General features: G+C 48.2%; 17 protein-coding genes. 7 read left to right on the forward strand and 10 right to left on the reverse strand.

Annotated elements, in window-relative coordinates; genetic code table 11:
- Position 1 precedes the first annotated feature (1 nt).
- Positions 2-679: a DUF6445 family protein gene (locus tag P3C17_RS09005; RefSeq protein ID WP_300929118.1), complete on the forward strand. Its 678-nt coding sequence runs from the start codon at positions 2-4 to the stop codon at positions 677-679.
- A gap of 176 nt (positions 680-855) precedes the next feature.
- Here the strand turns inward: P3C17_RS09005 and P3C17_RS09010 are convergent, their stop codons facing one another.
- From P3C17_RS09010 to P3C17_RS09040, 7 genes are all read right to left on the reverse strand, one after another.
- Entirely contained in the window at positions 856-1,218 is a 363-nt protein-coding gene (locus tag P3C17_RS09010; protein WP_300929119.1) for a hypothetical protein, read from the reverse strand.
- Entirely contained in the window at positions 1,196-1,468 is a 273-nt protein-coding gene (locus P3C17_RS09015; RefSeq protein WP_300929120.1) for a hypothetical protein, read from the reverse strand. Before P3C17_RS09015 ends, P3C17_RS09010 begins: the two co-directional genes overlap by 23 nt.
- A 103-nt stretch (positions 1,469-1,571) precedes the next feature.
- Entirely contained in the window at positions 1,572-3,491 is a 1,920-nt protein-coding gene (locus P3C17_RS09020; RefSeq protein ID WP_300929121.1) for a sialate O-acetylesterase, read from the reverse strand.
- A 13-nt stretch (positions 3,492-3,504) separates the two neighbouring features.
- On the reverse strand, positions 3,505-6,093 hold the full coding sequence (locus P3C17_RS09025; protein ID WP_300929122.1) for an exo 1,3/1,4-beta-D-glucan glucohydrolase: 2,589 nt from the start codon (positions 6,091-6,093) through the stop codon (positions 3,505-3,507).
- Positions 6,094-6,119: 26 nt separating this feature from the next.
- Complete coding sequence (locus P3C17_RS09030; RefSeq protein WP_300929123.1) at positions 6,120-8,570, reverse strand: glycoside hydrolase family 3 N-terminal domain-containing protein; 2,451 nt, start codon at positions 8,568-8,570, stop codon at positions 6,120-6,122.
- A 24-nt stretch (positions 8,571-8,594) separates the two neighbouring features.
- Positions 8,595-9,611: a glycoside hydrolase family 43 protein gene (locus tag P3C17_RS09035; protein WP_300929124.1), complete on the reverse strand. Its 1,017-nt coding sequence runs from the start codon at positions 9,609-9,611 to the stop codon at positions 8,595-8,597.
- 5 nt (positions 9,612-9,616) lie between these two features.
- Positions 9,617-11,104 (reverse strand): MFS transporter, encoded by a 1,488-nt coding sequence (locus P3C17_RS09040; protein WP_300929125.1) that lies wholly within the window; start codon positions 11,102-11,104, stop codon positions 9,617-9,619.
- A 265-nt stretch (positions 11,105-11,369) separates the two neighbouring features.
- Here P3C17_RS09040 and P3C17_RS09045 point away from each other — a divergent pair, with 265 nt between their 5' ends.
- Genes P3C17_RS09045 through P3C17_RS09055 form a run of 3 tightly spaced genes read left to right on the forward strand, consistent with a single transcriptional unit; the run spans position 11,370 to position 14,932 of the window.
- Positions 11,370-12,785 (forward strand): sugar porter family MFS transporter, encoded by a 1,416-nt coding sequence (locus tag P3C17_RS09045; RefSeq protein WP_300929126.1) that lies wholly within the window; start codon positions 11,370-11,372, stop codon positions 12,783-12,785.
- Positions 12,786-12,813: 28 nt separating this feature from the next.
- A complete protein-coding gene (locus P3C17_RS09050; protein ID WP_300929127.1) occupies positions 12,814-13,746 on the forward strand; it encodes an aldose epimerase family protein in 933 nt (310 codons plus the stop codon).
- Positions 13,747-13,792: 46 nt separating this feature from the next.
- Complete coding sequence (locus tag P3C17_RS09055; protein ID WP_300929128.1) at positions 13,793-14,932, forward strand: endo-1,4-beta-xylanase; 1,140 nt, start codon at positions 13,793-13,795, stop codon at positions 14,930-14,932.
- Positions 14,933-14,956: 24 nt separating this feature from the next.
- Here P3C17_RS09055 and P3C17_RS09060 read toward each other — a convergent pair whose 3' ends face one another.
- The 3 genes from P3C17_RS09060 to xylB form a co-directional block, all read right to left on the reverse strand.
- A complete protein-coding gene (locus P3C17_RS09060; protein ID WP_300929129.1) occupies positions 14,957-15,595 on the reverse strand; it encodes a hypothetical protein in 639 nt (212 codons plus the stop codon).
- Between the two features lie 499 nt (positions 15,596-16,094).
- Positions 16,095-17,414 carry a xylose isomerase gene (xylA, locus tag P3C17_RS09065; RefSeq protein ID WP_300929130.1) on the reverse strand — a complete coding sequence of 440 codons (1,320 nt, stop codon included), beginning with the start codon at positions 17,412-17,414 and terminating at the stop codon, positions 16,095-16,097.
- 107 nt (positions 17,415-17,521) lie between these two features.
- Positions 17,522-18,976, reverse strand: a complete 1,455-nt coding sequence (gene xylB / locus P3C17_RS09070) for a xylulokinase (RefSeq protein WP_300929131.1) — start codon at positions 18,974-18,976, stop codon at positions 17,522-17,524.
- A 321-nt stretch (positions 18,977-19,297) separates the two neighbouring features.
- Between xylB and P3C17_RS09075 the strand changes: the two genes are divergently transcribed.
- The 3 genes from P3C17_RS09075 (at position 19,298) to P3C17_RS09085 (ending at position 25,218) form a co-directional block, all read left to right on the forward strand.
- Positions 19,298-20,494: a DNA-binding transcriptional regulator gene (locus P3C17_RS09075; RefSeq protein WP_300929132.1), complete on the forward strand. Its 1,197-nt coding sequence runs from the start codon at positions 19,298-19,300 to the stop codon at positions 20,492-20,494.
- A 171-nt stretch (positions 20,495-20,665) separates the two neighbouring features.
- Positions 20,666-22,360, forward strand: a complete 1,695-nt coding sequence (locus P3C17_RS09080) for a family 43 glycosylhydrolase (RefSeq protein ID WP_300929133.1) — start codon at positions 20,666-20,668, stop codon at positions 22,358-22,360.
- The gene (locus P3C17_RS09085; protein ID WP_300929134.1) at positions 22,357-25,218 is read left to right on the forward strand and encodes a glycosyl hydrolase 115 family protein; all 2,862 of its coding nucleotides are present in this window, start codon (positions 22,357-22,359) and stop codon (positions 25,216-25,218) included. The genes P3C17_RS09080 and P3C17_RS09085 overlap by 4 nt, the downstream gene beginning before the upstream one ends.
- Positions 25,219-25,223 lie beyond the last annotated feature (5 nt).

Consider the following 25,223-nt stretch of genomic DNA (forward strand, 5'->3'; position numbering starts at 1 on the left):
TATGCAGATCACCAGACTGACTATAGGCAATGAACAATCCCCGCTTCTGGTGGTGGATAACTTTATTCCTCAGCCTGAAAGCCTGGTGGATTATGCAGCGAGCCAGCAGTTTCTGGCCAATTCGCCTTATTACCCGGGCATTCGCGCTGCTGCACCTGCGGCCTATCGACAATTTATGCTGCAAAGTCTGCAGCAGACTTTGATTGATTATTTTGAACTGCCAGCAACAAAGCTTGGCTTTTCGGTCTGTCATTTATCATTGGTCACGACGCCACCAGAGCAATTAAAACTGCTGCAGCGTATTCCCCATTTTGATACTACGGAAAAACACGCGCTGGCGGCTGTGCATTATTTATTTCAAGGTGATCAGGGAGGCACAGCCTTTTACCGGCACCGAAAAACAGGGTTTGAATGCATAGATGAAAGCCGCACGCGCGAGTATTACCGCTCATTGGAAAGCGAAAACAGCGGCCCTGATTTGCCTAAAACGACAGATGGTTATATTCAGGGCGATACGCCGTTGTTTGAACAGATTGCACAGCAGCCTGGCGTATTTAACCGGCTTATTGTGTATCGCCGCCATGCGCTGCACAGCGGCGTGATTACCAAAGAAACCAGTTTATCAGCCGACCCACTATTAGGACGACTGACCATCAGTAGTTTTATTGATCCGGTTTAATTGAAGCTGTAGGCCGGAAATTTATACCCAAAGTAGTTGGAGCTACAAGCCAGTGAGACCCCAGGAGCATAGTAAAGCTATGTGCAATTGGATTGAAGCGAGAACGCGCGGGTCGTTTTCAGCAGATCGTTACAAAATCACTGGGGCGAGATGATGCGGTCAACAAAACTACAGCTTCAAGGACGACGGGTATCCTGACGAAGACAGTACCGGATCAACGCCTGCCTGATACTTTGCTTGGTACTGAGAAACAGAAGAGGGTAAACAACACCTTTTGCAGCCGAAACCCGATAAATCGCTCTTAACTGAAGCTTAGGATCAAGGTAGTCGTGGTATGTAGTTAAACCAAGGTCAGCCGCTTCCTCGCACAAAGGAGCGCTGGCTGGATAGTTTTTTATTCTGCTCTCAAAACCAGTAATAAAACTATCCAAAAGCGCCAGAGCAGCAGCCTGGCCTATATGCCTGGCTACATAGTGAAAATGGTCATAGAGCTGATCCCGGAAAGTCTGAGTGTACTCAAACTTCATTATTGCGGTCATCGACCAGCCCTTGTAACCCAGCTCTAAGGTCGGCAGAAGAGAGGGTCCGGCCCGCTTTCACATCTTTTTCAGCAAAAGACAGTAATCGCAACAAGGCCATCTGCTCTTGCTGCATTTCAAATTGAACAGGATCCTGAACCACATAAAGAGGCTCGCCGTTTTGTGTAACAAGCACGGGTTCAGACACATCCATCGAAGCTAACTCTTTCTTAAAAGCCGAGACCGTAGTGACGCGTGGCGAAGCAGACATAACGCTCTCCAGTAATTAAACACAACAGCCTCAGCATAGTTCCAACTTAAACCAAAGTCCATATACAGTCCAAATATGGACATATATTGTAGTTTTCACCAACCTAAGGCTTTAGCGCGGCCTCAAAAGGTCCGGCTGGTAAAGCTTCGCTGTTATAAAGCACAGCCTCCGGATTGTCGGCCCAGGCATAGCGTACTTTGACCGGCGCTTTGATATCAGGGTGTGACAGTAGCAGTTGCTGATCCTTTAGCTGAACTTGTGCCCAACGATATTTACCATCAGCCCCTGCAATTGCAAAACTATTGCCTGTGCCTTTCAGCACTAAACCTTTGCCGCTGTGATTAAAACTCAGCTTCAGTTGTTGGCCTTCTGCAGTGACAGAGGTCAGTTCAGGCCCCCGGTATTCCACTTTTTCGCCCAAAGCCACAACACGGGCTGCTAACGCCAGCCGCTGCCCTAAGGTCTTTTTATCGACCGGATGAATATCATTCCATTCGCCCTTATCAATGGCTACCACCATAGCCGTATTGGCTTCAGACAAGCTTTGACGCTGCGCTTCACGTAAGCCAGCCCAACTGCTGTCTTTGGGCTTCTGAGTTTTCTTCAGGTAGTTGGCCAACTGCACAAATAAAAACGGGAACTGATTTTGCTGGCCTGTCCCTTCTGACCACTTGGCGCGCCAATCGCGGATCATGGCAGTGAAACGTGGTTGATAGTCCTTATAAGCACCCACATTAGATTCGCCCTGGTACCAAATCACACCTTTAATCGGCAAAGAGGTTAAAGGGGCAAGCAAACCATTGTATAAACCCATAGGTTTCCAGCGAATAAAAGTATCGCCTGGTAAATTTTTTGCCACAGCTGCTGTTTGCATTTTCCACTGACCTGTCAGAGGTAACGGATTGGCATCTGTGCCTATCCAATAAGGCTTATCAGGTATCAGACCGGTTTTGCCATTAGTGGCCGTCACCCGCACTGCAATCAGGTTAGCGCCAGCTTTTAACACTCCTGCAGGTAATTCATAACGGCGCGGCGGATACATATAAGTGGTATTGCCTACTTGCTTACCATTGATATACACCTCGTCGGCATCCACTACCGATCCCAGCCGTAAAGTTTTAGCCTCTTTGGCTTGTGCTGCGGTTAGCTCAATGCTTTTACGTAGCCACCAAACACCGGTAAAAGGCTCTGGTCTGAAGCCTGGCACTGTGAAGCTTTGCCAGTTACTGTCATCTAAGGCTGCGCTATACCAGGGTGTTTTACTATTTAGTCCTGGGTCACGACCTTTTAGATCAGCACGCCATTGCTCGTTTTTTGCTTTATCTGCATCCGTAATGGACTGAATATGTTTATCATCGCGAAATTTAATACCCTCAGCCAAGGCTTCAGGAAAAGCACGCAACGCTTCTTCACTCATCCAGGCTTCGACAGGTGAGCCGCCGAGGGCATTGTTTAAAATACCTATAGGCACGCCGTTATGCTGAAATAATTCCCGGCCAAAATAAAAGGCTAAAGCAGAGAAATTGTCGATGCTTTGTGGACTGGCAGCCACCCATTTGCCACCACTAAAATCCTGCTGTGGCGCCTTAAAGTTGTACTCTTGCGGCACCTTAAACTGACGGATGAGCGGGTAGTTGGCGCTGGATAAATCCTCTGGAAAAGCTTCGGCCACCCGCGCCATTTCCATTTCCATATTGGACTGGCCGGATGCCACCCAAACATCACCAAAATAAATATCTTTTAGCTCTATTTGGTTACGGCCTTTAAAGCTTAATTGATGAGGACCACCGGCCTGCTGGACTGGTAATTGCAGTAGCCAGCGACCATCTTTTGTTTTTACCTGGCCTACTAACTGGCCATTAAAACGCACTTCAACAGTTTCATCCACATCAGCCCAGCCCCAGAGAGGAATGGCCGTATCCCGCTGCAATACCATACCTTCGCCAATCAACTTCGGCAGACGAATATCGGCATGGGCCAAGGGGCTTAGCAATAAAGCAGCAGTGAGTAAAATTCTTAACATAACAACATCCTTTTTAATTACCGCATTGGCCCTGGCCTTCATTTTCTGCTAATCGCACTTTGGCCAGTTGCAGTTTTAAACCAGCTGTGGCTTCAATCACCAGCGGCTGGCTGACTTTGGTTAGATCAAAAGCGCTATTGGCTTCGGTGAAACAGCGCAATGGGATCTTCACACTATGCCAGCCTTTGTCCACCATAGCCGCAAAATGGCCAGTGAAATCCAAAGTGGATTGGCAATTTTCGCCGCAGTGCATGCCCAGTGTCACTTTACCGGACGTCATAGCAACCAGCTGATATTCCAGTTCCAGCGTCATATCGCCATTGGCCTGACGACTTAAATCCAGAGCCACGCCCTGAGCATGGTTTAACGCCACAGCAGCATCTTGATGGAAAGTCAGTAGCACTGAGTCTTCCTGCTGCAATCTGTCTGTGGCCGCAACCTCGATAGCGCCGTTAGCGGATTTTTGCAGCGCTTCTGTCACTACTGTCACCTGGCCTTTATCCAGCAATTGCAACTGCCATGGATTGACCGCTTTGCCTGCATGCAGATAACGACTGAAATTCAGCACCTGATCGGCACTGATGCCTGACTCTTCGCTGAGCTTAGCCAGTTCGGTTTTGTCGCTGTAGGTCAGGCCATAACCATAAGCAAACTGCGGCTGATAATTTTTGTCACCCTGATTCAGCAACTCGCCCGTCGCTTTTGCTGGCCAGGAGAAGGATAATTTGCCTTGAAAATCATGGCGTATTTCACCTTCAGGCGAGCGGACCAACAGATCCGCTACAGCGCCACCTTCACTGCCCGGTAAAAAGGCGGCGACAAAAGCATCGGATTGATTCAACTCAGGATTGACCCACAAAGGCCGTCCCGACAAAAACACCGAGACAGTTGGAATACCCAACGCTTTTAATTCAGTCAGAATTTGCAAAGCACGGCCATCGTCAAAAGCCAGATGACTACGATCGCCGACAAATTCGGCATAAGGTTCTTCACCAAAGACCACCACAGCCACATCAGGCTTATCACTAAAACGACCATTTTCGCTCAGCTCAGCTTTGCCGCCACCAGCTTCCACAGCCTGCTTAATACCGGCATAAATAGATTCGCCATTTGGGAAGTCAGTGTTTTTATTGCCTGAACCCTGCCAGCTTAAGGTCCAGCCGCCACTTTGTTTGCCTATATGATCGGCACCATCGCCAGCTACTAATACCTTGCTGCTGGCTTTGAGTGGCAGCAGTTGTTGGTTGTTTTTCAGTAACACCAGGGATTTACGGGCCGCCTGACGTGCTAACGCTTTGTGCTCTGTGCTGCCCAATAATTCATAACGGCCAGCCAAAGGCCGCTCTGAAGGTTTCACCTGCTCAAACAAACCCATTTCGGCTTTGATCCGCAGCACACGGCTAACGGCTTCATCCAGTCGCTCTGTCGAAATACGGCCATCTTTCACCTGAGCTAAAGTATTTTGATACAACTTCTCCCAGCTGTCCGGCGCCATAAACATATCCAGACCGCCGTTCAGTGAATTAGCACAGTCTGTCGGCGTGCAGCCCTTCACCTGACCATGACCATTCCAGTCGCCGACCACAAAACCGTCAAAGCCCATCCGATCAACCAGCACATCGTTCAGCATAGGCCGGTAACCGTGCATTTTTTCGCCAAACCAGCTGTTGTAAGACGCCATCACTACACGGGCACCGGCTGCTATAGCTGTGTAATAAGGCGCACCATGTAAATCACGCAACTCTGCTTCTGTGTGCTGATTGTCGCCCTGATCTTTGCCATCTATGGTGCCGCCATCACCGAGAAAATGTTTAACAGTCGCCAGCATATGCTGGCCTTTTAAAAAGTCGGCACTGCCAGGCACACCCTGAATACCTTGCAAAATATGAGGCGCATAAGAAGCCACCAGTTGCGGATCTTCGCCATAAGATTCATAAGTGCGGCCCCAACGGTCGTCCCGTACTACGGCAATAGTAGGAGCAAAGGTCCAGTCCAAACCAGTCACCTGCATTTCAACAGCAGTCACCCGGCCTATCTCACGTAGCAGTTCTGGCTCACGCATAGCGCCTAAACCAATATTGTGCGGAAAAATAGTAGCGCCTTTGACATTACTATGGCCATGCACTGCATCTGTACCCCACATGGCTGGTATATAAGGCCGACCATCGCTGGTATCTGTACTGGCTTGCCAAAAGGCATCCGCCAGTTCCAGCCAGGCTGCTGCGCCCGCTCTGTTGTCCCGGCCAGGAGCTGAGTTACCGCCATTGAGTACAGAGCCCAGATAATAATCCCGCACTTGCTGTGGTGTGACCGCAGCTATGTCGGCCTGAATAATCTGCCCTACTTTTTGTTCAAGGCTCATTTGGCTCAGCAAAGTTTTGATTTTGTCTTCTATAGCCTGACTGCGGGCTATAGGAGGCTGCTGCAAAGGCCAGTTCGCTGGCGTAATCACTGGTTTTTCTGTTGAGCTTTGGCTGGCCGCTTGTTCAGGAACAGCTTCAGGCGCCTGAACTGCAGGCTGACCACAGCCAGTGAAAGCCAGACCACCGGCCAATACCAATAAACCTGTGCTGAGTTCTTTCCGCTTATTTACCTTTGCCATTACCATCACTCCTGCCAGCCAATTCATTAATAAATCCGCGCCTGACTTAAATAAGCCTTAGTAGCGCTGACCTCTGTTATGTCACCTTTGATGGTAAAACTGCCATTCAGCCGGATATCTGCTGAAGAGCTGCCAATCATCAATTTAATTTCGCCGGGTTCGACCACCCAGTTCATTTGTTGATCAAAAAACGCGAACAGGTTCACAGGCAACATAAATTCAATATGAGCCTGTTGACCTGGTTTTAGCGGCACCCGCTGAAAACCTTTCAGCTGCTTTATTGGCCGTGTGACGCTGGCAACAGGGTCCTGGATATACAGCTGCACCACTTCAGTGGCATCAAATTGACCGCTGTTGCGAATGCTCATACGAACTGTGACTTCCCCATTGGCTTTGGCATTGCTGTCATCAATCTTCAGCGCGCTGTAATCAAAACTGCTGTAACTCAGGCCATGACCAAAAGCGTAAAGAGGGCTGATATCGTCAAACAGGTAACCCCGCTTGGCAGAAACTTTGTGGTTGTAGTAACTCGGCACATGGCCAGCACTACGAGGAAAGGTCAGAGGCAATTTACCGGAAGGGCTTACATCGCCAAACAAAACATTCGCCAAGGCCGAGCCGGTTTCCTGTCCCAAATACCAGGCCTCAATAATAGCGGGCATAGACTCTGCCAACTCACCCAAAGCCAAAGGCCGGCCATTGGTCAACACCAGCACCAGCGGTTTACCTGTCGCCAGAATAGCTTTGGCTAACTCCAGTTGATTGCCAACCAAATCTAAACTGGTTCTGTCGCCTAAATGGGTGTCAGCCCAGGCTTCACGTGACAAGCCTTCATTTTCACCTAACACCAACACCACAGCATCAGAGTTTTTTGCTAAAGCCACAGCTTGCTCCAGCAAACCTTTGCGATCGGCCTCATCCGCTAAACGAATATCGTCATAATTCCAGCGCTGCATCGAATAAGTGCCAGCTGCTTTGCTGCGTTCGGCAATATCGCTGGTGACAAAAGCAGCCTGTTTGGCTGGGGTTTGGGTTAAGGCTTTAGTGAGTTTGGTACCTGGGGCGAATTCCACTTTGGCTTTGCCCTGCAACTTCTGCTTTAAGCCATCGACAATACTGACAGTCTGGCGCGGAATACTGCTGTAGCCCCCTAACAATACTTCATCGGCATGAGGGCCGATAACGGCCAGTTGTTTGATCTTGTCGGCTTTTAGCGGCAAAGTACCGTCGTTTTTCAACAGCACCATAGATTTTTCTGCCACCTGACAGGCAAAAACACGATCTGAGTCTGCGCCTACTATGCCATTGGCTTTGCTGGCGTCCACATAAGGTTGTTCAAACAAACCTAAACGGAATTTCAGCGCCAATACCCGCCGCACTGCTTTGTCTATTGCCGCTTCATCCAACTGACCGGATTGGACCAGGCCAGTTAAATGCGGAAAGGTTTTTGGATCCGGAGTTTCCATATCTACCCCGGCCAACAAAGCTGCTTTGGCTGCTGCGGCTTCGCTTTCATACAAACTATGTCTGGTATTGAGCTCTTCAATGGCAAAGTAGTCGCTGACAATCACGCCATTAAAGCCCCATTGCTTGCGCACCACATCTTCCAGCAAAGGCTTATTCACATGAGAAGGAATACCGTCAATTTCATTGTAGGACGCCATAATACTGCTGGCATGCGCCAGTTTTACCGCCGCTTCAAAAGGCGGTAAAAACACTTCATGCAGTTCACGCTCACCGATAAAAGCCGGCGCTATATTGACCCCAGCGGCTGGCTGACCATGACCTGTCAGATGCTTTAAGGTGGCTACTACTTTATCTGCAGCAAAGGGGCCTGTTTTACCGGTTTTGCCCTGAAAACCTTCCACTGCTGCCACACCCATGGCTGACATCAGATAAGGGTCTTCGCCCATGGTTTCTTCTATCCGGCCCCAACGTGGGTCGCGGGCTATATCCAGAATAGGAGTTAAAGCCCAGTGCGAACCCGTCGCGCGCATTTCACGGGCAGACAAGGCATAGACATCATGCATATCTTGTGGCGACCAGCTGCTGGCCAGTGCAATGGCTTGTGGAAAACTGGTGGCATCAAAAGCGGCATAGCCATGCAAAGCTTCTTCATGCATCATGGCCGGAATGCCCAAACGGGTGTTTTCCTTTAACCAGCGCTGTAAGGCATTATTAAATTCAGCGGTTTGTTGTGGGGTTTTAAATTCACTAGGGCGGCCTATATGACCAATACCCAGCGGTATCAATTCTTTGGCTTTTTCCGGCAAAAACCGCAGCTCTTTATCTTCCAGAGTACGGCGTTTTTGCCAGACGGTTTGCAGCTGCGCGACTTTTTCTTCCAGCGTCATGCGGGACAATAAATCATCCACCCGCTGCTCTGTTGGCAAACTGGCATTTTGATAAGGCTGCTGAGCCGAAGCCGCAAAAGCGACTCCTAAACCCAGCACCGCAGAGAGAAGTTGTTTGCCCACTAGAGCCTCCTGTGAAATACCTGATTAATCCCGGTAGGGCTTTAAGGTCTGGATTTTGCCGTCAGCGTCATACTGAATTTCCGCCATTTTGACTGAACGTAAATGAGTGACCCCTTCGGACAAAATAGAGTCGTGGTAAAACAGATACCATTTGCCTTCAAACTCACAGATGGAATGGTGAGTGGTCCAGCCGACTACAGGCTCTAAAATCCGGCCCTGATAGGTAAAAGGTCCGTACGGGTTATCGCCTGTGGCATAACATAAAAAGTGAGTGTCGCCTGTGGAATAAGAGAAGTAGTATTTGCCCTGATATTTATGCAACCAGGAGGCTTCAAAAAAGCGTCGGTCTGTATCACCTGCCAACAGTACCTGGCCTTGTTCATCCAAAATCAGTACTTCACGTGGCGCTTCAGCAAACTCCAGCATATCGTCACGTAACTTTGCTACTTTTGGCCCTAATGCCGGTTCAGCGGCAGCAGGTTCTGCATTGTCAGCCTTGTACTCATTGTTACGGTAGTTTTGTAACTGCCCACCCCAGATACCGCCAAAATACATATAAAAACTGCCGTCATCGTCTTCAAATACCGCTGGGTCTATTGAATAACTACCTTCAATAGCTTTTGGCTGAGCTTTAAAAGGCCCAACAGGAGAATCCGCTACAGCTACACCAATCTGAAAAATACCGTCCGGTCTTTTTGCCGGAAAATAAAAGTAATAGGTACCATCTTTTCTGGCTGCATCCGGTGCCCACATCTGACGTTCAGCCCATGGCACGTCTTTGATATGCAAAGCCACACCATGATCCACAGCTGGGCTTTCAGGGCTATCCAGCGACAACACATGGTAATCCTGCATACCAAAGTGATCGCCGTTATCGTTAAAGGGAATACCAGCCTCAATATCGTGCGACGGATAAATGTAGATGCGACCGTCAAACACGTGAGCCGAAGGGTCGGCCGTATAAATGTGTTCCACTAAGGGCTGCGAAATAGCTTTGGTTTTCAGCGCTTTCAAATCCTGAACTTGCAAATCTTCAGACATAAAACTTACTCCGCTTGTGCTAAACCAGCAGCAGCGCGACGTTCATTCAGCTCCTGCTCAATCTGGTTTTCTTTGTGTTTGTTAATTTCATAAAGGCAAACGCAGGCCACACCCAACAGGAAAGGTATTGAGGCAAACAGACTGACCGATAATTTAATGCCGTTAATAGTGTCAGGTGCCTGAGCGGCCAACTGTGCGTCGTAGCCAAAGTGAGCCAGAATACCAGCCACCAAAGCACCACCTATACTCAGGCCCAGTTTCAGACCAAAAATCATCGCAGAGAAAATAATAGCGGTCGCGCGACGATGGTTTTTCCATTCGGAATAATCCGCTACATCAGCAATCATGGCCCACAGCAATGGAATGGTGATGCCGTAGAAAAAGCCATGTAAAAGTTGTGAGGAAAACACCAGACCTATGGCATCGGACGGGAACAGATAAAACGCCATGACAAATAAAGTGGAGATAAAAAGCGCTACAGCAAACACATCGCGTTTGCCAAAACGATCAGCCAAAGGTTTAGAAAAACCTATGCCTAAAATCATGCAGATAATGCCACCGGCATTAAATAAACTAAAACCTGAAGTCGCCGCATCTTTAGGCCAGAGGAATTCAGTCAGCCCCATACCAGTCAGCATAGCGTTTAAACCGGCAATAAAAGCGTTAAAGCCAATATCTTCAAGAAATACAGCGACATGCTGTTCGCTTAAATAATTCTCGAAGTAAAAAATATACATGCCGCCTTTCAGCGCCAGGGTAATAAACACCAGCACGGTCAGCACCAGCATAATGACCCAGGGCCGGTTTTTCAGCAGGTCGCCAATGTCCTGACGAATAGTTGAGCTTTGCGCGCTGCAGGTCAACACCCGCTCTTTGGTGGTGATAAAAGTAATAAGGAAAAACACGATGCCGACACAGGCAAATAACGTCATGGTGTTTTCAAAACCGACCGCTTTATCGCCATCGCCCAGAATCAGCACCAGCGGTAACAACAAGGCCTGAATAATAAACTGCGCCACCATCACTGCAACAAAACGGTAAGCCGACAAACTGTTTCGGTCGGCCATATTGCCGGTCAATACACCACTTAAGGCTGAATACGGCAGGTTATTCGCAGAGTACACCAGCACCAGCACTACATAAGTAATAAAAGCATAGGCAATTTTTCCTTCCGGGCTGAAATCCGGCGTACTGAAAGCTAACAGCGCTATCACACCAAAAGGGATGGAGGTCCAGAGGATCCAGGGTCTGAACTTGCCCCAGCGGGTTTGAGTGCGGTCGGCGATAATGCCCATAATGGGGTTAAAACAAGCACCAATTAAACCACCAATAAAAATGATAGTGGCGGCTGCCCCTGCAGGTATTTGGTAAACATCTGTGTAGAAAAAAGCCAGGAAGGTCATCAGGGTTTGAAAAATAAGATTGGCCGCCAAATCCCCGAGGCTATAACCGATTTTTTCGGTCACCGATAATTTTTGTACTTCTGTTTGCATATCAATTCGCCTGTTGCAGTTTCATGCCCGCTTAAAGCAGGCTGTTCTTTTTATAGTTGTTCTGTTGCCACTGCTGCAAGAGCTGCGGGCAAGCCAGTGTTGCTGTTTTTTCTGACCTTAACATACATCGACAGTTGCCAAAGCGGACTAACGGAATGTACTGAAAGAATTATGATTTTTAACAAGCTGGCTGTATTTCAGTCAAACAGAACTTATGCTCAGGCTATGCGCTAAGTCTATGCGCTCACCGACAGGAGTTATTATTTTGCAGCACAGCAACCAGCCAGCCGTTTCAGAAGACAACAAGGTCTTTATTTTGTTTATCAGCTTAGTCGCCACCATAGGCGGCTTTTTATTTGGTTTTGACAGCGGGGTGATCAACGGCACAGTCGATGGCCTTCGACAAGCCTTTAACTCAGAGAGTGTGGGCACAGGCTTTAATGTCGCCAGTATGCTGCTGGGCTGTGCTGTAGGTGCATTTTTTGCCGGGCGATTGGCAGATATCAGCGGCCGTAAAACTATATTGTTGCTTGCGGCTGTGTTTTTTATTGTCAGTGCCTGGGGTTCTGGTATTGCCGAAGGTTCTTTCGAGTTTGTGATTTACCGTATTTTAGGTGGATTGGCCGTAGGCGCAGCCTCGGTCATTACCCCGGCTTATATTTGTGAGGTAGCACCAGCCCGTTACAGAGGCATGCTCACTACTTTGCAGCAAATCGCTATTATCTTTGGTCTTTTTATGGCTTTTGTCAGCAATTACCTGCTGGCCGAAGTGGCCGGAGCTTCTACTTCTGCCTTATGGCTGGACTTCGCCGCCTGGCGCTGGATGTTCTGGATCGAACTTGTCCCTGCCGTACTCTTTTTAATTATGCTGTTTTTTATTCCTGAAAGCCCACGTTTTTTGGTGCTAAAAGGCAGCAACGAAGCTGCAGCGGCAGTACTGACCCGTTTGTATGGCAGCGATGCCGCGACACGTAAACTCGCTGAAATTCAGCAATCCTTAACAGCTGACCATCAACCCCGACTAGCTGATTTAGTAAGTAACCAAACAGGTAAAGTACGCAAAATTGTTTGGGTAGGTATTGGCCTTGCCAGCTTTCAGCAACTGGTGGGCATTAACGTGGTGTTTTATTACGGTGCCGTATTGTGGCAAGCGGTCGGTTTTTCTGAATCCGATGCCTTGTTGATTAACGTCATTAGCGGCGGTTTAAGCATAGCTGCTTGTGTCATTACCTTGCTGATTATCGACAAAGTGGGCCGTAAACCTCTGTTGAAATGGGGCTCAATAGGCATGGCTGTCACTCTGGGTTTGATGGTGCTTTGTTTTGCCAATGCGGGCCAGGATGAGAGCGGCAATTTGCTGTTAGGTGACTGGGGCAAAGTAGCGCTGATCAGTGCCAACGCTTATGTGTTCTTTTTCAACTTGTCCTGGGGCCCTGTGATGTGGGTGATGTTGGGCGAAATGTTCCCGAACCAAATTCGAGGTTTAGGCCTTGCAGTTAGCGGCTTAGCACAGTGGAGCTGTAACTTCCTGATTACGATGACCTTCCCTTTACTGCTGGCAGGTATTGGTCTGGCCGGAACTTATGGTCTTTACACACTAGGCGCCGCGCTCTCGATCGTTTTTGTGATCAGGATGGTGCATGAGACCAAGGGAACGGAATTGGAAGATATGCAAGGTTAAACCCAGCGTTAAAAAAGAGAGCGAGTTTATGAATGTCTTTCATTTGACCAATAAAGCTGGCGACCAGTTGAGCATACTTGAAAGAGGTGCTGCTATGCAGCGCTGGTCTACCGCGTTGGGCAATAGCAACCGCGAACTATTGCTGTGTTATCCACAACCCGAGGATTATGGCCAGGACTGTTTTTATCTGGGCTCTTTGGTTGGGCCTTATGCCAATAGAATCAGTAAAGGCCGCTTGATGATAGGTCAGCGGCTTTACCAGTTGGAGCAAAACGAAGGTCAAAATCAGTTGCACGGTGGCTCCTCAGGTTTGCATCAAATGAACTGGCATGTAGTGGAGCAACAAACTTCCAAACTGGTTCTTGGCTGCGAAATGGCGGATGGTCAAGGGGGCTACCCGGGCCCAGTGTCTTTTCGCATCACTTATCAATTATCAGACCAAAGCATTTTAGATGTTTTGCTGGAGGCCAGCAGTGATGTCACTACTCTTGTTGGCCCCACGCTGCATCCATACTTTAATTTGTCCGCAGACAAGGCAAGCATAAACCAACACCAACTTTGCCTGCATGCAGCTCATTACGCTGTAGTAGATGCGCAGAGCATTCCTACCGGACAGCTGCCCAAAGTGCAGGGTAGCGCTATGGATTTCAGCTGCGCCAAAACACTGAATAGCATTCGATTGGACCATAATTTTGTCGTGAACGGCAATTTGCATCAGCCCGCAGCTGAATTAATCAGTCCGGACGGTTTGTTGCGCTTGAAAGTAAGTTCTGACTATCCGGGCTTGCAGGTGTATACAGGGGATCACTTAAGCGGGCCATTCAAATCACGACAAGGCATTTGCCTCGAACCGCAGTTTTTCCCGGACTCACCGAATCAAAAAGGTTTTCCATTTCACTTTACCAGCCCCGGCCAACCTTTTAAGGCTCGGATCCGCTATCAGTTAGAAAAAGCAGGTTAACAGCTGCAGTTGTATTGATTTTTAATTTACTTATCGGAGTCATCAAATGCGATCTACCTCACTTTGTTTTATGTTGTTCAGCACCCTTCTTGCGGGCAGTGTGCTGGCAGAAAACCAAAGCACCTCTCTACAGCAAGCCTACAGCCCTTATTTCAGTATCGGAACTGCATTAAGTGAACGCCAAATACGGGATCAGGAGCCTGGTACTCTGGATCTGGTAAAACAGCAGTTTAATGTTTTAACGGCCGAAAACGTGATGAAATGGGAAGCCATTGAACCTGTAGAAGGTCAGTTCAACTTTGCCGCCGCCGACGCCATGATTGAGTTCGCCGAAGCCAATAACATCAAAGTGATAGGCCATGTATTGTTATGGCATGAACAAACGCCAGCCTGGGTATTTCAGGACGCCAAAGGCCAACCCGCCTCAAAAGAGCTGGTGTTATCCAGACTGAAAAACCATATCAACGCCGTGATGGGCCGCTACAAAGGCCGTATTCAGGGCTGGGATGCGGTGAACGAAGCATTAAACGAAGACGGCACTTTGCGCCAATCCAACTGGTATAAAGCCTTAGGCGAAGACTATATAGCCACAGTCTTTGAACTGGCGCATCAGGCCGACCCTAAAGCGGAACTTTATTACAACGACTTCAATTTATTTAAACCTGAAAAACGTGACGGCGTATTAAAACTGGTTGCCGCTTTAAAAGCGAAAAATGTGCCTATACACGGCATTGGTGAGCAAGGCCATTACAGCCTGGATTACCCGGAGCTGCAGCAAGTGGAAGACTCGATAGTCGCTTTTGGCAAAACAGGGCTACCTGTGATGATTACCGAATTAGATATCTCAGTGCTGCCATTTCCTGATCCAGAAAACATAGGCGCTGACATCTCATTAAATATGAAGTTAAAGCAGGAATTTAACCCTTACGCCGCTGGCTTGTCTAAGGCAGTCAGCGACCAGCTCTCAAACAAGTACCTGCAGTTATTTGAACTGTTTTTACGCCACAGCGACATCGTCCAACGGGTCACTTTATGGGGCGTGAACGACAACCAAACCTGGCGCAACGATTGGCCAATGAAAGGCAGAACAGACTACCCCTTATTATTTGACCGGAAAAACCAGCCAAAAGAAGTGGTGCCACAATTGATAGAACTTGCGCAGAGCGCTGACAAGACCAAAAAATAACAAAAAGCTAACTGGCTGACAAACTCAGGGGCACAGGGAAAGATTTGCCCCTTTGCTTGTGGTTCGCTCAAGATAACGTTGAATCAACCCCAATTTAAACTCTAACTGCTTATATTCTGCAGGATCTGCTGCTACAGAATTAAATGCTTTTTGCTGAATTGCAGGATCTAAGTATCCTTCTTTCATAATACTTAGCGCGAGCCCATGATAAGCTTCAAATGAACCATATTTCCGTTTGAAGTCCTGTTCAAAAAATCTGTTTTGCCTGAAACCTTTTATTGCAGATAAAGCTTCCTTAACGACAGCATCAAATTGCTCGGTAATAAGCTCACTCAAGTGAATACTTTGCGTTACATAATTCTCAACAGAATATGGGATATTATTTCTCTGCAACCACTTGGTCACAGACCAGCCGTAGTTAATGAAATACAGACCTATAAATTGCGCTTCTTCAATATCAATAATCAAATTTGCAAGAGGGACATGAATCACGCCCACTTCAAATTCTGGCATTTTAGATTTCGGGTTCGGTGAATGCACCAAGACTGCCTGAGAGAAAGCCTTTTCGCTTTCTTTAACAAAAACCGCGACGCCGTATTTAGCATTTATTTTTTTATAGCCAAACGCTTTTAGCGACTTTGTTACTTCTCTGATTTGAAACATGCTCGTTACCCTGAAATTTAATTCTATACAATCTAACATTCTTTGGTGATTACGAACTTAGCAAAAAAATGGGGTCATCACATTAGACCTGACCCCAAACGCTCCACACGTTTTTGCTCTTTATTGTGGATCGTAGAAAAATCAATTCCAACTACTGCCACCAAATCCCCGTTGGGGCGCGAGCCGGACAAAATTGGGTGGCCAAGGTTTTAAGGCTGGGAGTGTTTGAGTGAGGAGCGGTAGCGACGAGCGAGTTACCCAGCCGCCTTGGACGCACGATTTTGGGCCGGGCTTTCGCTGCGACCTGGGGTCGCCTTTTCTTTGGATAGCTTTCTTTTGGCGAAGCAAAAGAAAGTATCTCGCCAAAGGCGAAACGCTTTTAACGGAATTTCAGCAGATAGGAGGTCAAGCAGTGACAAGAAAGAAAATAGGGCGCAGTATCTTTCCTGCGCCCGGATAAAATACCCGGCAAGCCGGGCTACGACAGGGTTCGGGAGGCCTATCTGAACAACACTAAATTCACCTGGTTTTCCAGCAATTCCTGACGGCCGCTGACGGCTTTCGGGCTTAACTGTTCGCGTTCAACCATAGCAGCCAGAGTTTGCAGTGAATGTTCGCTGCTCTGAATGGCTTTACCTAAAGAGCCATTCCAGCCGGCATAACGCTCTGCGACTGCCTTACCTAAGAAGTCTTTTTCAACCAGAACTGCAGCACGTTTCAGTGCCATAGCCAGATGATCCATACCACCAATATGACCATGGAACAGATCGGCGCGGTCCATACTCTGACGGCGCAGTTTGGCGTCAAAGTTAAAGCCACCGGTTTTGAAGCCACCAGCTTTCAGAATTTCGTACATCACCAGGCTCAGCTCTTCTACGCTGTTCGGGAATTGGTCTGTATCCCAGCCGTTTTGCGCATCGCCACGGTTGGCGTCAATGCTGCCAAAAATATCCAGAGAAATAGCAGTAGCCACTTCATGATGGAAGGAATGACCAGCCAAAGTCGCGTGGTTGGCTTCGATATTAACGGCGAATTCTTTTTCCAGACCAAATTGCTTCAGGAAACCATAGACAGTAGCGGAGTCGTAATCGTACTGGTGCTTGGTTGGTTCCTGTGGCTTAGGTTCGATCAGTAAAGTGCCTTTGAAACCGATTTTATGCTTGTGCTCAACTACCATTTGCATAAAGCGGCCCAGTTGCTCACGTTCCTGACGCAGGTTGGTATTCAGCAGAGTTTCGTACCCTTCACGACCGCCCCACAGTACGTAGTTTTCTCCACCTAAACGCTGAGTGGCGTTCATTGCATGGAAAACCTGAGTGGCGCCGTAGCTGAAAATTTCCGGATTTGGGTTGGTGGCAGCACCTGCAGCGTAACGTGGGTTACTGAATAAATTGGCTGTGCCCCACAACAGCTTCACACCGGTTTCAGCTTGCTTTTGCTCAAGCACATCCACCATAGCAGCGAAGTTGTTGATGTATTCTTTAATGCTGTTGCCTTCAGGCGCCACGTCTATGTCATGGAAGCAGTAATAAGGAATGCTCAGCTTGCTGAAGAATTCAAAAGCGACGTCGGCTTTGGCTTTGGCTTGCGCCATAGCGTCACCAGCTTCTAACCATGGGCGACCAAAAGTACCCTGACCAAATACATCCTGACCATTCCAGCAGAAGTTGTGCCAGTAGCAAGCGGCCATACGCAGATGTTCTGCCATGGTTTTGCCCAGGATCTTCTCATTGGCGTTGTAATGTTTAAAAGCTAAAGGGTTGGTGCTGTCGGCACCTTCATAGGCAATTTTGTTAATCTGATCGAAATACTGAGCCATTTTGCTCTCCTGTGTTACATCAATTCCAATGCTGCTAATGGTGAGCATTGCAAGCCCGGTTCACAATTATGTTTTTTCAGAGCAACCTTGTGCTTTTAAGTTGTTATCTAAAAATGCTCAGCCAACGACTTATACAAAGCCTTAAACTTGCTGTAGCGTTTCGCCAAAGCAGCGTGACGTTTGGCATCCGGTTTATGCTGGCTGACCACTGGTGGCGGCGGACAAAGTACGTCCAGCGCTGTGTCGGGTTCCATAGCTAACCTGGCAAGACGGGCAGCACCTAAAGCTGGCCCTACTTCACCGCCTTCTCTGAAGGTCAGTGGTTGGTTCATTACATCAGCCAACAACTGCCGCCAATAAGAGCTTCTGGCACCACCACCTATAAGGTTAATTTCGGTGGGCATCAGGCCGCTGGCATGCAGCGCTTCTGCGCCCTGAAACAAGGCAAAACTGACACCTTCAAGCACTGAATACGTCAGAGCTTTTTGGTCTGTGTTGTAGTTCAGACCAAACCAGACGCCTTTGGCATTGGGGTTGTTATGCGGCGTGCGCTCACCCGACAGGTAAGGTAAAAACAGCGGCATATCTTCAAGATCGCCTGGCCCTTGTTCCAAATCGGCCAGCAAAGTAGCAACAGGGGTTTTCACTAAGTGCTCGGCGTACCATTGCAAACAACTGGCAGCACTTAAGGTGACAGACATCAAATGCCAGGTATTCGGCAAGGCATGACAAAAGCTATGTACAGCGGATTTCGGGTTCGTCAGAAAGCCATCACTAACGGCAAAATACACCCCCGAAGTACCAAGGGATAACATGGCCTGACCCGAGCGCACTATGCCAGCGCCCACAGCACCAGCTGCATTATCACCACCGCCTGCAATCAAAGGCACAGCGGCTAAGCCCCAGCGTTTTGCCAGTTCTGGTAATAAGCTGCCGGTGATTTGATTGCCCTCATAGAGTTTTGGCATCTGATCACGGCTTAAACCGCAAGCGCATAACAGTTCGTCGTTCCAGTCACGTTTAGCCACATCCAGCCATAAAGTACCGGCAGAATCCGACATATCAGAAGCAAAGTCGCCACTTAAACAAAAACGTAAATAATCTTTTGGCAGCAATACTTTGGCTACCTTAGCAAAAGCTTGTGGTTCTTGTTGGCGTAACCAAAGTAATTTAGGAGCAGTAAAACCCGGCATCGCCAGATTGCCTGTGATCTGTGGCAAATCCGCCACTTTCACTTCCAATTGCTGGCATTGCTCAAAAGAGCGGCCATCGTTCCATAAAATAGCAGGGCGAATGATCTGGTTCTGATCGTCCAGCAACGTAGCGCCATGCATCTGACCCGCCAAGCCTATAGCTTTGACCGAAGATAAGGACTGACGCTGACTTAATTGGTCCATACAAGACTCTAGTCCAAGCCACCAATGCTCTGGGTTTTGCTCCGACCATAAGGGCTGCGGCCTGCTGACTAACAGCTCGGCACTAGCGCTGTCTATGACTTTGCCGTTCTCGCCCAGCAAAATCACCTTGATGCCCGAAGTGCCTAAATCTATGCCTATGTACATATTCTGCAATCTGTTCTGACTTTTGGTGAGCTAATACTTGGCGAGGGAATGCTTGCCAGCAATTACGAAAATTCATAATTAACTGCTGAATTCTGTTTTATAGTTTGCCAAAAAAGCCTGACTGGCTAATATTTAACCCGCTTAATTAGAAAAAATAAAAAAGATAACTACAAATACCCAAAGTAATTGGAATTGCAGCAGGCGACAGGCGCACGAGACTCCAGGAGCATAGTTGTGCTATGTGACCAGAGTGAACAGCGCAGTCAACAACGCTGTGGCTTCAAGGACGAAGGGTATAACGACAGGACGGGGACAAGATAAATGTTTAAAGCTAAACACAGCATTACACTTTTGTTTAATGCCAATAAGGTATTCGACAGGCAAGTGATCGAAGGCATAGGTCATTACCTGCAATCATCTAAAGTCGACTGGGACGTGTATCTGGAGGAAGATTTCCTCTGTCGTCTCGAACATATTCATGAATGGGGTGGCGACGGTATTATTGCCGACTTCGACGATATGAATATTCAACGTGCTCTGGCAGGTTCAACCAAACCTATAGTTGGAGTAGGTGGCTCTTATAGCAAAGCAGCAGATTATCCTGCAGTGCCTTATGTCGCTACCGACAACTATGCTCTGGTGCATGCAGCTTATGAGCATCTGAAACGCAAAGGCTTAGACCGTTTTGCGTTTTATAGTGTGCCAACAGATGAACATCACCGCTGGGCCAGTGAGCGCGAAAACGCGGTGAAAAAATTAACGGCTCAGGATGGCTACGACTGTCAGATTTATCAGGGCCATTGCACCAGACCTGAAACCTGGCAATACGCCATGAACCGTTTAACAGACTGGCTGGAAAGCTTACCCAAACCTATTGGCATTATTGCCGTCACCGACTCCCGCGCCCGCCACCTGCTACAAGCCTGTGAGCATCTTGGCATAGTGGTGCCAGACAACGTTTCCATCATTGGCATAGATGACGACGACATAGCCCGCTTTCTGAACCGCATCAGTTTAAGCTCAGTGACTCAAGGTTGCTTTGAAATGGGCTACAAAGCCGCCAAGCTGCTGCACACTCAATTGAACAATATTGAAGTAGGCCATAAACGTATTCTGGTACCGCCTGTCGGTGTGGCATCACGCCAGTCTACCGATTTTAAAGCCCTGCGTGACCCTTATGTGATTCAGGCCATGCACTATATCCGCCGCAACGCCACCCGTGGTGCCAAAGTAGAACAAGTCACAGATTTTGTCGGCATATCCAGATCCAATCTGGAGCAACGTTTCAGAGCGGAGCGCGGTCATTCCATTCATACCGAATTGCATAATCAGAAACTGGTGAAAGCCTGCAAAATGCTGGTGGATACTCAGGTAAACCCGATAGAAATTGCCAATATTTGCGGCTACCCTTCATTGCAATATATGTATGCGGTATTTAAACGCCATTTCTGCCAAACGCCAAAAGAATACCGTGAAACCCGCGGAGAACTGATGAGTCATCTGGCGGTGAATAACTGAACCAGTGCAGTAAATTGTACGGGCGCGGTTTATCCGCGCCCGTCTCGTTTTTAAATCCTCCCCTCCTAAAAAACGCACAAAGCTGACGTATTTTCATAAATCCGAAGCCATTGATGATCATGGTATTTTTCTGTTCAACCCTGACTCCAATTGTCAAAGGAATGGATAAAAATGAAAACTACCTATGCTTGTGTGATGCTGGGTTTCAGCCTGTTGCTAAGCGGATGCCAACCTGAAAAACCAACTAATGAAGCGGATACAGCAGCCACTTTTCATTGGTTTGATTATCAGGGCCAGGACGCAGTTTTTGCTGAACCTTTAGCTAAAGGATCCTACCAAAACCCTGTAGTGGCAGGCTTTTTTCCTGATCCCAGCATTACCCGCCGTGGTGATGACTATTACATGGTGATGTCGTCTTTTTCCTATACACCGGGCTTGCCGATTTTACACAGCACCGACTTGGTGAACTGGCAACTGATAGGCCATGCCTTAAGCCGAGCCTCACAAGTGGATATGGCGGGTATGCAGGTGTCCCGTGGCATTTTTGCCCCTACTATTCGGTATCACGATGGTACTTTTTACCTGATCACCACGGTAGTGGATAAAGGCGGTAACTTTATTCTGACCGCCACAGACCCGGCCGGGCCATGGTCTGATCCGATCTGGTTGCCGGAAGTAGAAGGCATAGACCCGGATATCTTTTTTGATGATGATGGCAAGGTCTATATCAGCCATAACGGTGAAGCGCCGGGCGAAGCTTTGTATGAAGGCCACAGGGCGATTTGGATGTGGCAGTACGATCCGGTGAAAAAAGCCGTGCTGCCGGACTCCAAAAAACTGCTGGTCAATGGGGGTGTTGATTTAAGTACTCAGCCGATTTGGATAGAAGCCCCGCATATTTACAAACATAACGGCTGGTATTATCTGGTCTGTGCTGAGGGCGGCACAGCCGATCAGCATTCGGCCGTGGTATTCAGAACCCGCAACCTGAATGAGCCTTTTGTACCTGACGACAGCAACCCTATTCTGACGCAACGTGACTTGCCAGCCGACAGAGCCAACCCTATTACCACAGCTGGTCATGCTGATTTTGTGCAGTTACCTGATGGCCAGTGGTGGGCCGTGTTTCTCGCTACCCGGGCTTACGACCAACGTTTTTACAATACGGGACGTGAAACCTTTTTACTGCCGGTCAGTTGGAAAGACGAATGGCCAACTATTCTGCCTAAAGGACAAGAAATTCCTTACCAGCTTCCAGCCCCAACAGGCTTAATCAGCAGCACCGGGGGTCTGACACAAACCGGCAATTTCAAATGGCGTGACGAATTTGATGGTCAAAGCTTAAAGCTCGACTGGAACCTGCTACGTGAGTTTGATCAAAGCTGGATAACTTTAGATGGACAGAACCTGCAACTTAAAGCCAAAACTGTGGGCATGGATTCTTTATCGCAACCTGCTTTTATGGGTCGTCGCCAGCAACATACCAGTTTTGAAACCAGCACCAGCCTGGTGGTGCCAAAAGGCAATATTTCAGCTGGTTTGGTGGCGTTTCAGAACGAGCAATATCATTACTATCTGGGCATAAAAACTGAAGGCGGTAAGCCCACAGTATTTCTTGAACAAGCTAAAGGCGGCAAACCAACACTGATAACCAGCCAACACTTAGCGGCCAATACCACAGAGCTGCGATTAAAAATTCAGGGCAATGCCGCAGAAATCAGTTTTTATTACGCAGATAAAAATGGCGACTGGCAGCAATTGGGCGAAGTTCAGGATGCCAAAATACTAAGCACTCAAGTTGCAGGTGGTTTTGTCGGCACCACCTTGGGTGTGCATGCACGACAGGACAAAGAGGTAGCGCCATGAAACAACTCTTCTTGTTCAGCTTATTTCTCAGCAGCTTTATCGTTCAGGCTTTACCCGGAGATTATCTGGCACAACAGCCAACCAAAGCCGACTTTGCTTTGGTTGGCAAAAGTTCTGTGGCCCACATTCAGCTGGATGATAAAGACCATAAAGGCTTAAAGCGTGCCGTACAAAGCTTGCAACAGGATATTCAAAAAGTCAGCGGCAAAAGCTTAAGCATCAGCTCAAAAACAGATGCCAAACAATTGCTGATTATCGGCAGTCTGGGTAACAATCAGCTTTTAGATCAACTGATTGCAGCAGGAAAGTTGGATGTAAGTAGCATCCAAGGCCGCTGGGAAGCATATCTTATTCAGGTGATTGAACAACCTCTGCCGGGCGTAGAACAGGCTTTGGTGATTGCTGGTAGCGATAAACGCGGTGCTATTTTTGGCGTTTATGATCTGGCCGAAACCATAGGGGTATCGCCCTGGAGTTGGTGGGCCGATGTGCCGGTGAAAAAGCAGGCAGAGCTGTATATCAAAGCAGGCACCCACCTGACGGATGCGCCCAAAGTAAAATACCGTGGCATCTTTTTAAATGACGAACACCCAGCCTTAACCAATTGGACCAGCGAAAAATTTGGCGGCTACAACAGCCAGTTTTATCAGCATGTGTTTGAGCTGTTGCTGCGGCTCAAGTCGAATTTCCTTTGGCCTGCCATGTGGAATAACGCCTTTGCCGATGACGATCCGCAAAACGCTATTCTGGCTGATGAAATGGGCATAGTGATGAGCAACAGCCACCACGAACCTATGATGCGCGCTGACAAAGAGTGGAACAGATACGGCAAAGGACCATGGGAGTACTCCAGCAACCGCGACAATATCTATAAGTTCTGGCAAGAAGGCGCAGAACGGCATAAAAACCTGGAGAGCATCTATACCCTCGGCATGCGTGGCCAGGAAGATGAGCCGATGAGCGAAGGCGAAAACATCGGTCTGCTGGAACAAATTGTGGCGGATCAGCGCCAGATCCTGACAGAAACCTTCAAAGACAAGCCTGTGACTGAAGTGCCACAAGTCTGGGCTTTGTACAAAGAAGTGCAAGGCTTTTACGAACGCGGTATGAGAGTGCCGGACGATGTCACTTTGCTTTGGGCTGATGATAACTACGGCAATATCCGCCGTCTGCCTACAGCGGAAGAACGCGGCCGTGCCGGTGGCGCTGGTGTGTATTATCACTTTGATTATGTCGGCAGCCCCCGCTCCTATCGTTGGATCAATACAGTGCCTATGGCAAAAATCTGGGAGCAAATGAATTTAGCCTGGCAGTTTCAGGCTGATCGTATCTGGATAGTCAATGTGGGTGATTTAAAGCCGATGGAATTTCCGATCGACTTTTTCCTGCGTATGGCCTGGAACCCACCTGCTTTTAAAGCCGATAATTTAGAGCAATTTGCCGTCAGTTGGGCCACGCAACAATTCAGTGAACAACATGCTGCGACCGTAGCTGAACTGATCCAGGGCTACACCACACATAACGGCCGCCGTAAACCCGAAGCTGTGGAACCTCATACCTACAGCATTTTGCATTATCAGGAAGCAGAAAGGGTCAGCAGCGAACTTGCCGCTTTAGTGAAAAAATCCGACGAGCTGTACCGTCAATTGCCGACTGAACAAAGGGATGCTTATATCCAGTTGGTATCGCATCCACTCAAAGCCAGTCAGGCGGTGTATGAATTAAACCGCGCTGTGGCGATGAATAAACTGCATGGCGAACAAGGCCGGGTGACGACCACTTATTGGGCTGAACAGGTGCGTTATTGGTTTAAACAGGATGCCGAGCTGACCACTATTTATCACAACCTCGGCAATGGCCGCTGGAACCATATGATGTCGCAGCCTCATATTGGTTTTACTTACTGGCGAAACCCTCCTGCGAACTTAATGCCAGTGGTTTCAGTCGCAGAACCTATGCCAGTGGCAGATATGGGCGTAGCACCTGAAGGTTCGGCTTTTTCATGGCCTATCAGCGAATACAAAGGTCAGCCGTTAGAGCTGGACCCTTTTTACCCTCACGGCCAAACAGAGCGCAGCATTGAAGTTTTTAACAAAGGCAGCCTGCCTTTTGAATTTAGTGCCAAAGCATCAGCCGACTGGATTAAGCTAAGCCAGACTAAAGGCCAGATTGAAGTTGCACAGACTATTCAGGTCAAGATCGATTGGAGCAAAGTCAAAACTGGTTTGAATGTCGGTGAAGTGCATGTGCAGGGCACTGGCTGGGGCGGCGCAAAAATTAAAGTGTCGGCCATGAAACCTGAAACAAAGCCGACTTCAGGTTTTGTTGAAGCGGACGGTTATATAGCACTGGACGCCACCAGTGCAAAAGTACAGGGCAATACCACACGAAGCTGGTGGCAACTGATCCCAGGCCATGGCCGTGGTGTTGCCTCAATGGCCGCTATGACTGAACTGGATTATCAAACCAAAGATATTCGTAAAGCTCCTTATCTGGAATACCCGCTGTATTTCCATTCCACTGGCGAATTCACTTTACATAGCGTGATAGCCCCTACTTTGGATCTGGTGCCTGGCCGTGGTTTGCGCTTTGCTGTGTCGCTAAATAATGCTGAACCTGAACTTGTAGACAGCTTGGCAAATAAAAGCCCGACTGTGTGGGATAACGCAGTGTTGGATGGGGTGCGGGTGATCAAAACTGCTATCAAAGTGAATAAGCCTGGCGAACACAAACTACGAATTTACCTGGTAGACCCAGCTTTAGTGCTGCAAAAACTCATCATTGATACAGGCGGCCTGAAACCCAGTTACTTAGGGCCAGAGCAAAGCCAGCGTGTTACAACGACTATAGGAAAATAGGGAAG

The sequence above is a fragment of the Rheinheimera sp. 1928-s genome, assembly GCF_029269265.1.
Classification (GTDB): domain Bacteria; phylum Pseudomonadota; class Gammaproteobacteria; order Enterobacterales; family Alteromonadaceae; genus Pararheinheimera.